Raw genomic sequence first — 14,140 nt, forward strand, 5'->3', positions numbered from 1 at the left:
CTTTATATAAATAAAAATACACATAAATGATTTTTTTTAATACTATTATTAAGCGGGTTGCTAATTTCTCAATCCAATCTTACGAAGAACACAAACATAATTTTTCGTTTTTTTTTGAAACTAACGAATTGTTTAATCTTTGTATTTTAACATCTTCGGGTAGTCTCTACAATGATGTAACCAAAAATAAATCTGAAAAAACAGAAGGTTCTTTGTATAATTATTTTGTTAGAGCACATTTTAATCCTACTCCTTTTGGAGTTTTTAATAGTGTGGGTGTATTGCACTGGGGGAATGAAACTACAATAGCTAAAAATGAGACCCTCCGTTTAATGGTTAAATATGATAATTTGTTTGTATCGTCAAAAATAGATGAAAGCATTAGAGAAAACTGGCTTGATTTAAGCTATTGTGCCAACCCCTCTATTTATTTTTTGAATGATCAAAAAATAGGTTTTTATAAATCTAAAAATAAAGGAAATGACAAAATTGAAATTAGTTATACTGAAATTGATTTTGATGAGGATTTGCTATGGTTAATAAGACAATTTAAGAATGGAAAGAAAATAGACTTAGTGGTAGAAGAACTTATTTCGCAAGGTTTTGATAATGCTGTAATTGAGGACTTTCTGTTAGAAACTATTGAAACGGGCCTTATTATCGAAACTTTTTTGTTCAATTCTTATACTAATAAACTGAATAATCCATTCAGCTCTTATTTATCAGGATTAATTACACAAAAAGAGCACCTATTAGAAACAAAAAAAGATATTGTAAATTTCAGTCAAGCCTACATCAGGGAACAAAATAATTTTTTTGAAAACAATGACAGACCCAAAGATTTTTATGCAATTAATTCGTTCGACATAGAGACTGGTTGCTTGGATATAAATATTCAAGATAAAGTAAAAAAGTATATTGATTTTGCGGTGCATTATAATGCTCAAACCACTGCTATTAATGACAATTTAAGCAAGTTTGTCAATAAAGTAAATGATAGATTCAATGATGGTTTTATACCGTTTAACACTATATTCAATCCCTATTCTGGTATAAGTTACGGTGACATTAAAACAGCAAACGAATTAAAACTGCATCGAGATATTGAGACTAAAATTTTGACATCAACTGGAAACAGTCTTTTTCTAAACTTACCCACTGAAGAGAATATAGAAATTAAATCGACTAAATTACCTGCTACTTTTAACGTGGTTTTAGAAACATTAATTTGCAAAGTTTCAGGTGAATCTATTATATTTATTAAGGGTTTAGGCGAGCCATCATCTCTTAATATTATATCTCGTTTTAGCGATATAGCACAGAGTGCTTGTCAAGACATTGTAGACTACGAAAAGGAATTAAATAAGAACAAGATTCTTGCAGATATTAATTGTGTTGGTAGTTTTAGAAGTATTAATGTTGCACCTACAGAACGACGTCATGATTATTGCTTGCCTATAAATACTGCGTATAACGAACGTAATAACCCTGTTTTTTTATCGGATATTTATATTCATTTGCACAATAACAACCTTTCGCTGGTTTCAAAAGAACATCAGAAAGAAGTCTTGCCTAAAAAAGTATCGGCCATAAATTCAAAACTTTTAGAATCGGATATTTACAATTTTTTGTGTGATTATGAATTTTATAATAACGAAATTTATGCTGTAAACTTTAATTTTAATGCATACCGTTTACGTTTGCCTTATGTTCCACGAATTTATCTAGATTTAGGAATTTTACTCTATCCTGCGCAAATATTATTAGTGTTTAATGATTTTAGTATCCAGGAATTTATTAGTTATCTACAAGAAAAAATTAAAGAGCATTCGTTTTCAAAAAAAATATTAATTTCGGAAGGACATAGGGAAGTCATTTTGGATACCGAAAATAAAAAAAATTTAGTTTTGCTTTATGAGAAAGTAAAAAGCACCAAACACATTTACATCTCAGAATGTCTCTATGATTTTTTCGACCCCGCAATTACAAGAGATAATGAGAATTTTGCACATGAATTAATTGTGAGTGTGAAAAACCCATATTATACTAGGCAGAATATTGATTATGCAAAAATGAATATATCGGTAATCGAATCTGAGAATACAGCCGTTGTCTCTGATTGGTTGTACTTAGAATTATTTTGTAACATTTACGCAGACTCCGAAATATTTAATGCAGTTTACACCAAAATTATTCAAGAAAACAAAACAGATAAGTTTTTCTTTGTTAATTACTCTAATCCTGAAAGGCATTTGCGATTACGATTTAAAACTAAATCTATAGAGAATAAACAATATATTATTACTGTTGTTCAGGAGCTGAAATTGAGGAATATTATTAGTAAATACCATATTTTGCCTTATGAACAAGAAATACATCGCTACGGAGGAATTGAAATGATGGAATTTTCAGAAACTATTTTTGATTTAGATAGCCGTGATTTCTTGGTGAATGTTGCAAATAATGATTTAGAGGAGAGTGGTTTTAAAATTATTGCAATATTGAAAATAAAAAATTATTTAGCTTTTTTAGGTTTTTCTTTAGATGAAATGATACTGAATTGCGAAAGTGTTTTAAAGAATTATTCGAAAGAGTTTGAGCTTACCGCCCAATTAAGAAAAGAATTTAATAAAGAATACGCAGCTATGAAATTTAAAATAGACGGGTATGAATACCCTGATTTTTTAGAAAAAAAATCTTTAAAAGATCAATTCGTCAAAAAATCAAATGCTTCGCCTAATTTACAACTAGTATCATACGCTTGGCTCTTAATACATATGAGTATGAATAGGCATTTTAAGGAAAATCAAAGATTTAATGAATTTAAATCTTATTATTTAGTAAAATGTTATTTAAATCAACTTAAGTTTACTGCTAATAAGACTATCAAAATTGAAAAATTTCCCCAATTTCAAACAGGCCGATTCTAAAGACTGCGGGCCAACATGCCTCAAAATAATTGCCAAACATTATGGTAAAACTATTAAAATACAAGAATTAAGGGATTTTAGTGAGACTACTCGCGAGGGTAGTAATCTGCTATTTCTTAGCGATGCAGCTGAGAAAATTGGTTTTAGAACTTTAGGAGTAAAGCTCAACTTAAAAAGTCTGGAAGAAGTGCCTTTACCTTGTGTTTTGCATTGGAACAAAGAACACTATGTTGTTCTCTATAATGTTAAAAAAGGAAGGTATTTTATTTCTGATCCAGCTTTTGGATTAATTGAGTATAGCGAATCTGATTTTATAAAATTTTGGATAGGGAACAATGCCGATGAAACTACTCAAGAGGGTATTGCGTTATTGCTTGAAGCCACACCAGAATTCTTTCAATCAGAATTTGACAAGGAAGAAAATAAAGGATTTGGATTTAGTCTTTTATCACAATATGTATGGAGATACAAGTCTTTTTTAGTGCAGTTAAGTGTAGGTTTATTAGCCAGTAGTTTGTTGCAACTTATTTTTCCTTTTTTGACACAAAGCATTGTTGATGTTGGGATTCAAAATCAGAATATTCATTTTATTTATTTAATCCTCTTTGCGCAATTGTTTCTTTTTGCTGGACGGACAGGATTAGAACTCATTCGGAGTTGGATACTGTTGCATCTTTCTACTAGAATAAATATTTCCTTAATCTCAGATTTCTTTATAAAATTAATGAACTTGCCTATTTCATTTTTTGATGTTCGGATGACTGGAGATATCATGCAACGCATTAACGATCATCATCGTATAGAGAAAATTTTAACTACCTCATCTCTAAATGTATTGTTTTCTGTTATCAATATGTTTATTATGGGAGGAGTTTTAGCGTATTATAATCTTCAAATTTTCTTTGTGTTCTTCGCAGGAAGTATTCTGTATTTTGGTTGGATTACACTTTTTCTCAAAAGGCGAAAAGAATTGGATTACAAACGATTTTCGGAAGTTTCTCAAGAACAAAGCAAAGTGATGGAGCTCATTAATGGGATGCAAGAAATTAAACTCCACAATGCCGAAAAGCAGAAGCGTTGGGGATGGGAATATGTGCAAGCCCGATTGTTTCGAGTATCTATAAAAGGATTAGTGCTGGAACAAACACAAACTATTGGTTCTTCAGTTATAAATGAATTAAAGAATATTTTCATCATTTTTCTTTCGGCAAAACTGGTCATTGATGGATCAATTACCTTGGGAATGATGATGGCAATAAGTTCTATTGTAGGGAGTTTGAATGGTCCTATTACCCAACTTATTGAGTTTGTGCGAGAACTGCAAGACGCCAAAATTTCATTGTCGCGCTTGTCTGAAATTCATGAAAAAGAAGACGAGTCACAACAAGAAATGAATCAAACTCATGATATTCCGCAAAACAGTGATATTGTTATAAAGGATTTATGTTACCGCTATCTAGGCTCGGACATTCCAGTATTAGATAATCTGAATTTAAAGATTCCAGCTCACAAAGTAACGGCTATCGTGGGTGTTAGCGGAAGCGGGAAAACTACTTTAATGAAATTATTACTTAAGTTCTATGATCCAGATAAAGGCGAAATCAATTTAGAAAATACTCAACTCAAAAACATTGCACAGAAATCTTGGAGAGCTAATATAGGTGCTGTTATGCAAGAAGGATTTATTTTTAATGATACGATTGCTAATAATATTGCCGTAGGGGTTGATTTAATTGATAAAGAGCGGCTGGTATATGCCGCAGATGTTGCTAATATTACTGAATATATTTTAGGATTACCTTTGGGATACAATACTAAAATAGGTTCAGAAGGTATGGGAATGAGTACAGGGCAAAAGCAGCGATTGCTTATTGCTAGAGCAGTATACAAAAACCCAGATATGTTGTTTTTTGATGAGGCTACTTCGGCTTTGGATGCTAATAATGAAAAAGTAATTATGACTAAATTAGATCTTTTTTTCAAAAACAAAACAGTAGTGGTTATAGCGCACCGCTTGAGTACCGTAATGAATGCAGATCAAATTGTAGTCCTTGACAAAGGGAAAATCATTGAAATTGGAACTCATTCGGAATTGGTAGAACAAAAAGGGAATTATTTTGAATTGGTTAGAAATCAATTACAATTAGGAAATTAACAGCTATGGAAGAAAATAGTACTACTTTCGAACTAAGAAGTGAAGAAGTTCAAGATATTCTTACTCGTGTTCCGCACTGGATGATTCGCTGGGGGACCGTTTTAATTTTTGCTATCATTGTGATGCTGTTTTTTGTGTCTTGGTTTTTGAAATATCCAGATATCGTTAGTACAGAGGTGGTAATTACCACTAATATTCCCCCTGAGAAGATAGTGGCTAAAACTGCAGGAAGAATCGAGGCTATTTTAGTAAGAGATAAAGAAGTAACTACAGGAAACACAACACTTGCTATAATTGAGAATAATGCCAATTATAAAGATGTATTTGTTTTGAAGAACTGTATTGAACATTTTGATTTAAACGGAACTACAGAATTTCCTTTTCATTTACTTGGTAATGCACAATTAGGAGATGTAGAAAACGCGTATGCTGTTTTTCAAAAAGAGTATATTACCCAGGAGTTAAATTCGCAATTGCAACCTTTCCAATTGGAAAATAATTCGCAACGTTCCGAGAATGCTCAGTTAAAAGAACGTTTGCGCTTATTAGAACAACAAAAAACAATTAATGAAAGTGAATTGCAACTTCAAAAAAATGATGTCAATCGTTTTGAAATTTTATACAATAAGGGAGTTGTTTCTGCGCAGGATTTTGAAAATAAAAAATTAGGATATCTTCAGGCTGACAAGAATTATAGAAGTTTATTGTCTTCAATTTCTCAATTAAAATCATCCTTGATTGACAATACAAGGTCAAGTCAAAGCTCACAAATAAATGGAACAAGAGAAACTGTAAACCTAGATCGTAATGTTACTCAGGCTTTTTACCAATTAAAAAAAGCAATAAAAGATTGGGAATTGTCATATACATTAAAATCCTCTGTTGAAGGAACTGTTTCTTTTTTGCAAGTTTGGAGCAAAAATCAAACTATTGTTTCAGGAGATAATGTTTTTTCTATTATACCAACCGTAAAAGAAGGTTACGTTGGTAAAGTGAAAGCAGCTTCGTTAAATTCTGGTAAAATAAAAGTGGGACAAAAAGTAAATATTCGCTTAATTAATTTTCCAGATAGGGAATTTGGTGTTCTGAGCGGCAAAGTAAGTAATATTTCTTTGGTGCCAGACAAAGATGGTAATTTACTAATTGATGTCTCTCTGCCAAAAGGATTGGTGTCTTCTTATAAAAAGCAAATCCCTTTTCAGCAAGAAATGAAGGGGTCTGCAGATATTGTGACCGAAGATTTAAGATTAATAGAACGATTGTTGTATCAATTTAGAGATGTGTTTAATGTACAAAGTCAAACCACTACATCTTCAAATAAAATTCCCTAGTTAGATCAATGTATTCTGAAGTGTATACGTGTCTTGCGGTTTCGATAATTAATTCTTCAATTGGAAAATGTATAGTTTTTTTTCGGCTAAAAGCCAATAAGGTACGTTTGATTTCCGTGGTTGGTGTTCCTTTTAGTCGAGTGATTTTTAAGGGGTATAATTCGTATTCATTGGCTATAGCCAAAAAGCTTTCTTCTTCTTTGTAAGGAATGATTACGGAGAATATTCCGTTTTCAGAAAGTAATAAGTCTGCAGCCTCAATCAATTCTTCAAAAGGCATGGCATCAGCAAAACGGGCGATATCGCGCTGCTCATTTTCCGTTTTGTAATCTTCTGTATAAAATGGTGGGTTGGAAACAATTACATCATACTCGTCTTCGGGTTCTTCAACAAATTCATCTAAGCCGGCATGATAACAAAATAAGCGATCGCTCCATGGTGAGTTTTCAAAATTATCGGTCGCTTGTTCATAGGCGTCTTCGTCAATTTCTAAAGCATCAATTTGTTCAGCGTTGCTTCGTTGTGCAAGCATCAGGGCAATGATTCCAGTTCCGGCACCAATGTCCAAAATGCTAAAAGGATTATTACTTATAGGAGCCCAAGCGCCAAGAAGAACCCCATCGGTTCCAATTTTCATAGCACAACGGTCTTGCTCAACAGCAAATTGTTTGAATTGGAATTTAGACATAAGTAGTATTAGATTGTAGTGTGATGAATTCTGGTCTTTGTGATAATCAACTAGAGATAATTGCAGATTTCGAGAGATTGACCACTGCGACTGACCACTGATTACTGCCTACTAAATTATAGGTACATTTCGATCAGACCCTCTGGTAAATCCATGATTACTTTTTTGTTTTCACGATCTATTTTAACTAAGAAATGGTCAATCATAGGGATTAAGATTTCTACACTACCATTTAAAACCTCAAATAAAGGTTGTGCTGTGGTATCATTGATAGATTCTATTTTACCAACGATTCCTAGGCGTTTGTCTTCAACTTCAAAACCAATTACTTCGTGGAAATAAAACTTGTTACCGGTAAGTTTTGGCAACATTTTTAGTGGTAAATACAAATCATTGCCTATCAATGCATCGGCTTCTTCTTCGGTATTTGTATCTTCAAAACGGATTCGTAAAAAATCGTTTTTGTGCAGCGAACTGCTTTCAATAAAAAAAGGAACCAAGTGTTTGTTGCATTCAACAAACACTGATTCCAAGTTTTCGTATAACTCAGGTTCGTCCGTGTCTAAATAGGCAAGAACTTCCCCTTTGAAACTAAATTTTTTAGCGATTTTACCTAAGTAGAAACAGTCTTCTTTACGCATCGTCGCCTTCTAAATTATGCTTCAGTAGTTTCGTTGTTTTCTTCAGCAGCAGGAGCCTCTTCAGCAACTTCTTCAGCAGCTGGAGTTGCAGCAGCAATAGCATCTGCTTCTGCTTGTGCAGCAGCAGCTAAACGTTTTGCATTTACTTCTTGTTCTGCCTTGAAAGCTTTAGCTTTATCAGCAGCTTGAGCTTTAGTCAAACCTTCTTTTTTAGCGTCAACTTTACCAGCTTTAGCCTCTAACCAAGCCGCTAATTTTGCATCAGCTTGCTCTTGTGTTAAAGCTCCTTTACGAATACCTCCATCAAGGTGGTGTTTCAATAAAGCACCTTTGTAAGAAAGAATTGCTTTTGCAGTATCTGTAGGTTGTGCACCATTGTGTAACCATTTTACTGCGCTTTCAAGGTTTAACTCGATAGTCGCTGGGTTAGTGTTAGGATTGTAAGTACCAATTTTTTCTAGGTATTTACCATCTCTTTTTGAGCGTGCATCTGCAGCTACAACCCAGTAAAAAGGTTTTTGTTTTTTACCGTGTCTTTGTAATCTAATTTTTACTGACATAATCTTGTGATTAAATTTTGAGGTACTCGACCTCGATTAATTAAGGGTGCAAAGATACATTTTTTATTCCAAATTACTAATGTGATTTTTAAAATAATGTGAAGGAATAGGTTACGTGGTTTTATAATGATTTTTGGTAAATACATTTCTAGTTTTTTAGGAATTAGGATTTGGTAAATAATTTTTTCAATCTGTTTTTTTTGAAATGAAACAAGGTAGTTTTGGAAAAACAAAGACCAGTTTGTTTTATTTATTTCTTAGTTTTAAAAACACAAATTCAAAATAAAAACATAAATAAGCTAATATATAGTAGATTAGAGAAAAATAGCAGTACATTTGTTGTATTATTTAAATAAGTACATATGAATATTTTTGTTGGAAGCCTTCCATTCAGTATTGAGGAAGCAGATTTAAGAGAGTCTTTCGAGGCTTACGGAGCAGTTGATTCAGTTAAAATTATCTCAGATAAATTTACAGGAAGAAGTAAAGGATTCGGTTTTGTTGAGATGCCAAATGATGATGAAGCTCAAAAAGCAATTGACGAGTTGAACGGTGCTACTGTTCAAGGACGTGCAATTGTAGTAAACAAATCTGAGCCTAAACCAGAAGGTGAAAGAAGAAGTTTTAATAACAACCGTGGAGGTGACTCACGTGGTGGTTATGGTGGAAACAGCCGTGGTGGAGACAACCGTGGTGGTGGAAACAGAGGAGGATATTAATATTTTTTTCTAGCTATAAAAAAAGGTGTCAATGAAAATTGACACCTTTTTTGTTTTTATAGGTTTGCAACAATCCAGTCACCCACTTCGCTTGTTTTATATGCTTTGTTTCCTTTGCTGACTAAATCCTCGGTTACTATTCCTTGTTCTAGTGAACTATTTACAACTGCTCTTATAGCTTCTGCTTCTTCTTTTAATCCAAAAGCGTCCTCAAACATCATGGCTGCGGATAAAATTGTAGCCAGTGGATTTGCAATATTGAGTCCCGTTGCTTGAGGGTATGATCCGTGGATGGGTTCGTACAACGAAGTATGTTCGCCCACAGATGCTGAAGGCATTAATCCCATAGATCCTGATATTACCGAGGCTTCATCTGTTAATATATCACCAAATAGATTTTCAGTAATCAACACATCATAAGAATTGGGCCATTGCACTAATCGCATGGCTACGGCATCAACAAATTCATAGGACACTGTAACTTCTGGATAGTCTTTTTCCATGGCTTGAACGGTTTCTCTCCATAGCCTGGAAGTTTCCATAACATTAGCTTTGTCTACACAACATAGTTTTTTAGAACGGCTCATGGCCAATTCAAAGCCTTTTTTTGCCAGTCGTTTCACTTCTGCTCTGGTATAGGTGCATGTATCGTACGCGGTTTCACCTTCGTCTAATCTTCCTTTTTTTCCAAAATAAATTCCACCGGTTAATTCTCTTAGGAAAATCAAGTCGGTTCCCTCTATGCGTTCTCGTTTCAAAGGGGAATTATCAATCAAAGACGGGAAAGTAAAAGTAGGTCTCACATTAGCAAATAATCCTAATTTTTTTCGCATGAGCAACAATCCTTGTTCTGGTCGTACCGTTGCGGTTGGATCGTTATCGTATTTTGGATGACCAATGGCTCCAAACAGTACTGCATCTGCAGCAAGACAAATTTCATGGGTTTCATCTGGATAAGGAACGCCCACAGCATCAATAGCACAGGCACCTGTTAATGCTGGTGTCCAAGTGATTTCATGATTGAATTTTTTTGCAATGGCGTCAGAAACTTTTACGGCTTCGTTGATTACTTCGGGTCCAATTCCGTCTCCGGCTAAAAGGGCTATGTTTAATTTCATTTTTTAAGTATTTTTTTATTTTAAGGATCAAAGGATCAAGAATTTAAAGGTTTAGAGTCAAAGCAATAAAGAAAAAACTTTAAACCTTTTTTACACTGAGCCTTTGTGTCTTTAATCAGATATTACATTCAACATTTTTTGTGTTGCAATGATAGCTGCAACGGTCTGGTCAGAATCTAATCCTCTGGTTTTGAATTCTTTTTCATTATTTGTCCAGGTGATTATGGTTTCGCATAACGCATCAGAACTACTTCCTGGTGGGATTCGTACTGCATAATCTATCAATTGAGGTAAATCTAAGTTCTTGCTTTTGTATATTTTGGCTAAGGCATTCATAAAAGCATCAAATTGTCCGTCACCTTGTGCATGTTCTTCTATGATTTCACCATATATTTTTAATGATAAAGTGGTTGATGGACGCATGCCTTTTGCATGAGATAAGATATAGGATTCTACAATGATTTTATCTTGGTAGGTTTGGCTGTCTAAAACATCAGAGATGATGTAAGGCAAGTCCTCCTTAGTTACGGTCTCTTTTTTATCACCTAATTCAATGATGCGTTGCGTAACTAATTTTAAATCCTCGGGGTTTAATTGAAGGCCTAATTCCTGAAGATTCTTTTCTATATTGGCTTTGCCAGAAGTTTTTCCAAGAGCATATTTTCTTTTTCGGCCGAAACGTTCTGGTAATAGATCGTTAAAATAAAGGTTGTTTTTATTATCGCCATCGGCATGAATGCCGGCCGTTTGTGTAAATACATTATCACCTACTATAGGTTTGTTTGCAGGAATTCTATAGCCTGTAAAAGTTTCGACCAATTTACTCACAGAATACAAGGATGATTCTTTTACGCCAATTGCTATTTCCGGAAAAAAGTCATTGATAACGGCAACGGTGCTTTCTAGAGGTGCGTTTCCTGCTCGTTCACCCATGCCATTTACTGTAACGTGTAGACCATGAATGCCTCCTTTAATCGCTTCCATTGCATTAGCAATGCTTAAATCATAATCATTGTGGGCATGAAAATCAAAATGAATCGAAGGATATCGAGTTGTGATTTTCGAAATGAATTCAAATGTTTCTGATGGAATTAATACCCCTAATGTATCTGGAAGTAGGATTCTTTTCACGGGTTGTTGTGTCAGGAAATCTAAATATTGAAATACATATTCAGGGGAATTACGCATTCCGTTACTCCAATCTTCTAAATATACATTGGTCTCAATATTATTTTCTTGAGCCAAAGTTATGATTTGAGCAATTTCATTAAAATGCTGTTCGGGCGTTTTTTTTAATTGATGTGTTAAATGATTCAAAGATCCTTTGGTTAATAAATTTTGAACTTTAGCACCTGTTTTTCTCATCCATTCAATAGATAATCCGCCATCTACAAAAGTGAGTACTTCTATTCTATCCGTGTAATTTTGTTTATTAGCCCAAGCCATAATGCCTTTTACGCCTTGAAATTCTCCGTCGCTAACTCGTGCAGAGGCTATTTCTATGCGGTCAATATTTAATTCTTCGATCAATAATTGTGCAATGGTCAATTTTTCTGCAGCAGAAAAGGATACTCCTGAGGTTTGCTCACCATCACGGAGCGTTGTGTCCATTATTTCAATTTTTCTTTTCATCGTTGTAAATTTGGAACCCAAAAAAATTCAGCTCTTTTCAAGCTAGGTTTTAGGATTTAAAATAGTGCTTAGTACTGTGTTTGTAATCAAAAGGGGCGTGTGCTTGCAAACACTTCAATATCTTCTTTAATGTTTTGTAAGTAATCAATATCATCAAAACCGTTTAGCATGTTGTTCTTTTTGTAGCCATTAATGGCAAAAGATTCTTGCTGACCTGTGGCTACTAATGTTATGGTTTGGTTTGGTAAGTTGAGTTCTAATTCAGTATTAGGATTTTCTTCGATTGCTTTGAAAATCGTTTCAGCAAATTCTGGACTCACTTGCACAGGCAAAACACCAATATTTAGACAGTTTCCTTTAAAAATATCTGCAAAAAAACTAGATACAACTGCTCTAAAGCCGTAATCATATACAGCCCATGCGGCGTGTTCACGAGAAGAACCAGAGCCAAAATTTTTCCCGCCCACTAAAATTTTCCCGCTGTAGGTACTGTCATTTAAAACGAAATCTTTTTTGGGAGATTCGTCCGAGTTGTATCGCCAATCTCTAAATAAGTTGTCGCCAAAACCTACACGCTCAGTTGCTTTTAAGAAACGAGCTGGAATGATTTGGTCCGTATCTACATTTTCTATCGGCAGTGGTACTGCGCTACTAGTTAGTATATTGAATTTATCGTATGCCATTTTTATTTTTTATTAGCTCCCAACCCTCGAAGGGGAGTTGTTGGAGGCGAAAGTTTTTTTTTAATTGTACTATTTATTTTGTTGAAAATTCTCCCTTTGGGAGTTAGGAGGCTACATTAATTTTCTTGGATCTGTTAAAACTCCGGTAACTGCAGCTGCAGCAGCCATAATTGGGCTAGCCAATAGCGTTCTTGAACCAGGACCTTGACGACCTTCGAAGTTTCTGTTTGATGTACTTACTGCATATTTTCCGGCAGGAACTTTATCATCGTTCATGGCCAAACATGCTGAACAACCCGGCTGACGCAATACAAAACCAGCTTCGGTAAGAATGTCTAGAAGACCTTCCTCTTTAATCTGTGCTTCCACAACGTGAGAACCTGGAACCAACCATGCGGTTACGTTTTCTGCTTTTTTACGTCCTTTTACAATTTCTGTAAAAGCTCTAAAATCTTCAATACGACCGTTAGTGCAGCTCCCTAAGAAAACATAATCAATTGGTTTGCCTATCATCACATCATCTTCATTAAAACCCATGTAGGCCAGTGATTTTTTGTAGGTGTCGGCGCCACCTTCCACTTGAGTTGCATTTGGAATAGTTGCCGAAATACCAATTCCCATCCCTGGATTTGTACCGTAAGTAATCATGGGTTCAATAGCTGCTGCATCTATATTTAGTTCGGCATCAAAAACAGCATCAGCATCGGTTTTTAAAGTTTGCCAATATGCAACGGCTTTTGTCCAAGCTTCGCCTTTTGGGGCATATAATCTTCCTTCAAGGAAATCAAATGTTTTTTGATCTGGAGCTATCATGCCACCACGAGCTCCCATTTCTATGCTTAGGTTACAAACAGTCATACGGCCTTCCATAGACATTTCTTCAAAAACATTTCCTGCGTACTCAACAAAATAGCCTGTTCCGCCAGAAGTGGTCAGTTGCGATATGATATACAATGCCACGTCTTTTGGTCCCACGCCCTTACTTAAAGTTCCGTTTACATTGATGCGCATTTTTTTTGGTTTGGGTTGCATGATGCATTGGGTAGCCAAAACCATTTCAACCTCAGAAGTTCCTATTCCAAAAGCGATGGCGCCAAAAGCACCGTGCGTAGAGGTGTGCGAATCTCCACAAACAATAGTAGCTCCCGGAAGTGTAATGCCGTTTTCAGGACCTACAACATGCACAATTCCGTTTTTGGGATGTCCTAATCCCCAGTGTGAAATACCATACGTGGCTGCATTGTCCTCCAAGGCTAGCAACTGATTGGCTGATAAGGCATCAACAACAGGTAGGTGTTGGTTTATGGTTGGGGTATTGTGATCTGCAGTTGCAAAGGTACGTTCAGGATATAAAACTGATACATTTCTAGATTTTAAACCCAAAAAAGCCACTGGACTGGTAACCTCATGAATGAAATGTCGGTCAATAAAAAAAACATCTGGTCCATCTTCTATTTTGCGCACCACGTGCGAATCCCATACTTTATCAAATAATGTAGTGCTCATTGTATAAATTTTAGTTTTGCGGCCAAATAAGCCTTAGGATAATCAAGAACGCAAAACTATAAAAAGGAGCTAATGGATCTTTTTGATTTTTTCAATTTATACGATGCCCAAAATCTTAACCGAATATTTCATAACTGAATTTTGTCTTTTTGACTTCTTTTTTAAAAGTGTGGTTTT

At 34.7% G+C, this 14,140-nt stretch carries 11 protein-coding genes; 4 read left to right on the top strand and 7 right to left on the bottom strand.

Going from position 1 to position 14,140, the window contains the following annotated elements; translation table 11 throughout:
• The first annotated feature begins 26 nt into the window (after positions 1-26).
• The 3 genes from FJV36_RS14340 to FJV36_RS14350 are packed head-to-tail and all read left to right on the top strand — an operon-like array spanning position 27 to position 6,416.
• On the top strand, positions 27-2,930 hold the full coding sequence (locus tag FJV36_RS14340; protein ID WP_158728580.1) for a lantibiotic dehydratase: 2,904 nt from the start codon (positions 27-29) through the stop codon (positions 2,928-2,930).
• Positions 2,893-5,085, top strand: a complete 2,193-nt coding sequence (locus FJV36_RS14345) for a peptidase domain-containing ABC transporter (protein WP_158728579.1) — start codon at positions 2,893-2,895, stop codon at positions 5,083-5,085. The genes FJV36_RS14340 and FJV36_RS14345 overlap by 38 nt, the downstream gene beginning before the upstream one ends.
• A 5-nt stretch (positions 5,086-5,090) precedes the next feature.
• Positions 5,091-6,416 carry an HlyD family secretion protein gene (locus tag FJV36_RS14350; RefSeq protein ID WP_158728578.1) on the top strand — a complete coding sequence of 442 codons (1,326 nt, stop codon included), beginning with the start codon at positions 5,091-5,093 and terminating at the stop codon, positions 6,414-6,416.
• Here the strand turns inward: FJV36_RS14350 and FJV36_RS14355 are convergent.
• The 3 genes from FJV36_RS14355 to FJV36_RS14365 form a co-directional block, all read right to left on the bottom strand.
• On the bottom strand, positions 6,391-7,104 hold the full coding sequence (locus FJV36_RS14355; RefSeq protein ID WP_158728577.1) for a tRNA1(Val) (adenine(37)-N6)-methyltransferase: 714 nt from the start codon (positions 7,102-7,104) through the stop codon (positions 6,391-6,393). The genes FJV36_RS14350 and FJV36_RS14355 overlap by 26 nt on opposite strands.
• 116 nt (positions 7,105-7,220) lie before the next feature.
• A complete protein-coding gene (rimM, locus tag FJV36_RS14360) occupies positions 7,221-7,745 on the bottom strand; it encodes a ribosome maturation factor RimM (protein WP_086454733.1) in 525 nt (174 codons plus the stop codon).
• Between the two features lie 14 nt (positions 7,746-7,759).
• A complete protein-coding gene (locus tag FJV36_RS14365; RefSeq protein WP_158728576.1) occupies positions 7,760-8,305 on the bottom strand; it encodes a 30S ribosomal protein S16 in 546 nt (181 codons plus the stop codon).
• A gap of 362 nt (positions 8,306-8,667) precedes the next feature.
• Between FJV36_RS14365 and FJV36_RS14370 the strand changes: the two genes are divergently transcribed.
• On the top strand, positions 8,668-9,024 hold the full coding sequence (locus tag FJV36_RS14370; RefSeq protein WP_086454735.1) for an RNA-binding protein: 357 nt from the start codon (positions 8,668-8,670) through the stop codon (positions 9,022-9,024).
• Between the two features lie 56 nt (positions 9,025-9,080).
• On the opposite strand, the gene leuB is transcribed toward FJV36_RS14370, so the two are convergent.
• From leuB to leuC, 4 genes are all read right to left on the bottom strand, one after another.
• Positions 9,081-10,142: a 3-isopropylmalate dehydrogenase gene (gene leuB, locus FJV36_RS14375; protein ID WP_158728575.1), complete on the bottom strand. Its 1,062-nt coding sequence runs from the start codon at positions 10,140-10,142 to the stop codon at positions 9,081-9,083.
• Positions 10,143-10,253: 111 nt separating this feature from the next.
• Positions 10,254-11,774 (bottom strand): alpha-isopropylmalate synthase regulatory domain-containing protein, encoded by a 1,521-nt coding sequence (locus FJV36_RS14380; protein ID WP_158728574.1) that lies wholly within the window; start codon positions 11,772-11,774, stop codon positions 10,254-10,256.
• 86 nt (positions 11,775-11,860) lie between these two features.
• A complete protein-coding gene (leuD, locus tag FJV36_RS14385) occupies positions 11,861-12,457 on the bottom strand; it encodes a 3-isopropylmalate dehydratase small subunit (RefSeq protein ID WP_158728573.1) in 597 nt (198 codons plus the stop codon).
• 111 nt (positions 12,458-12,568) lie between these two features.
• On the bottom strand, positions 12,569-13,963 hold the full coding sequence (leuC, locus tag FJV36_RS14390) for a 3-isopropylmalate dehydratase large subunit (protein WP_158728572.1): 1,395 nt from the start codon (positions 13,961-13,963) through the stop codon (positions 12,569-12,571).
• Positions 13,964-14,140: the final 177 nt, after the last annotated feature.

This window comes from Flavobacterium sp. I-STPP5a (assembly GCF_009764685.1).
In the GTDB taxonomy this organism is placed as follows: domain Bacteria; phylum Bacteroidota; class Bacteroidia; order Flavobacteriales; family Flavobacteriaceae; genus Flavobacterium.

What these genes read in the sequence shown, in the direction of transcription:
- rimM (WP_086454733.1), bottom strand. Translation starts at nt 7,745, where the DNA reads ATGCGTAAAGAAGACTGTTTCTACTTAGGTAAAATCGCTAAAAAATTT.
- FJV36_RS14380 (WP_158728574.1), bottom strand. Translation starts at nt 11,774, where the DNA reads ATGAAAAGAAAAATTGAAATAATGGACACAACGCTCCGTGATGGTGAG.
- FJV36_RS14365 (WP_158728576.1), bottom strand. Translation starts at nt 8,305, where the DNA reads ATGTCAGTAAAAATTAGATTACAAAGACACGGTAAAAAACAAAAACCT.
- FJV36_RS14340 (WP_158728580.1), top strand. Translation starts at nt 27, where the DNA reads ATGATTTTTTTTAATACTATTATTAAGCGGGTTGCTAATTTCTCAATC.
- leuB (WP_158728575.1), bottom strand. Translation starts at nt 10,142, where the DNA reads ATGAAATTAAACATAGCCCTTTTAGCCGGAGACGGAATTGGACCCGAA.
- leuC (WP_158728572.1), bottom strand. Translation starts at nt 13,963, where the DNA reads ATGAGCACTACATTATTTGATAAAGTATGGGATTCGCACGTGGTGCGC.
- FJV36_RS14370 (WP_086454735.1), top strand. Translation starts at nt 8,668, where the DNA reads ATGAATATTTTTGTTGGAAGCCTTCCATTCAGTATTGAGGAAGCAGAT.
- FJV36_RS14350 (WP_158728578.1), top strand. Translation starts at nt 5,091, where the DNA reads ATGGAAGAAAATAGTACTACTTTCGAACTAAGAAGTGAAGAAGTTCAA.
- leuD (WP_158728573.1), bottom strand. Translation starts at nt 12,457, where the DNA reads ATGGCATACGATAAATTCAATATACTAACTAGTAGCGCAGTACCACTG.
- FJV36_RS14355 (WP_158728577.1), bottom strand. Translation starts at nt 7,104, where the DNA reads ATGTCTAAATTCCAATTCAAACAATTTGCTGTTGAGCAAGACCGTTGT.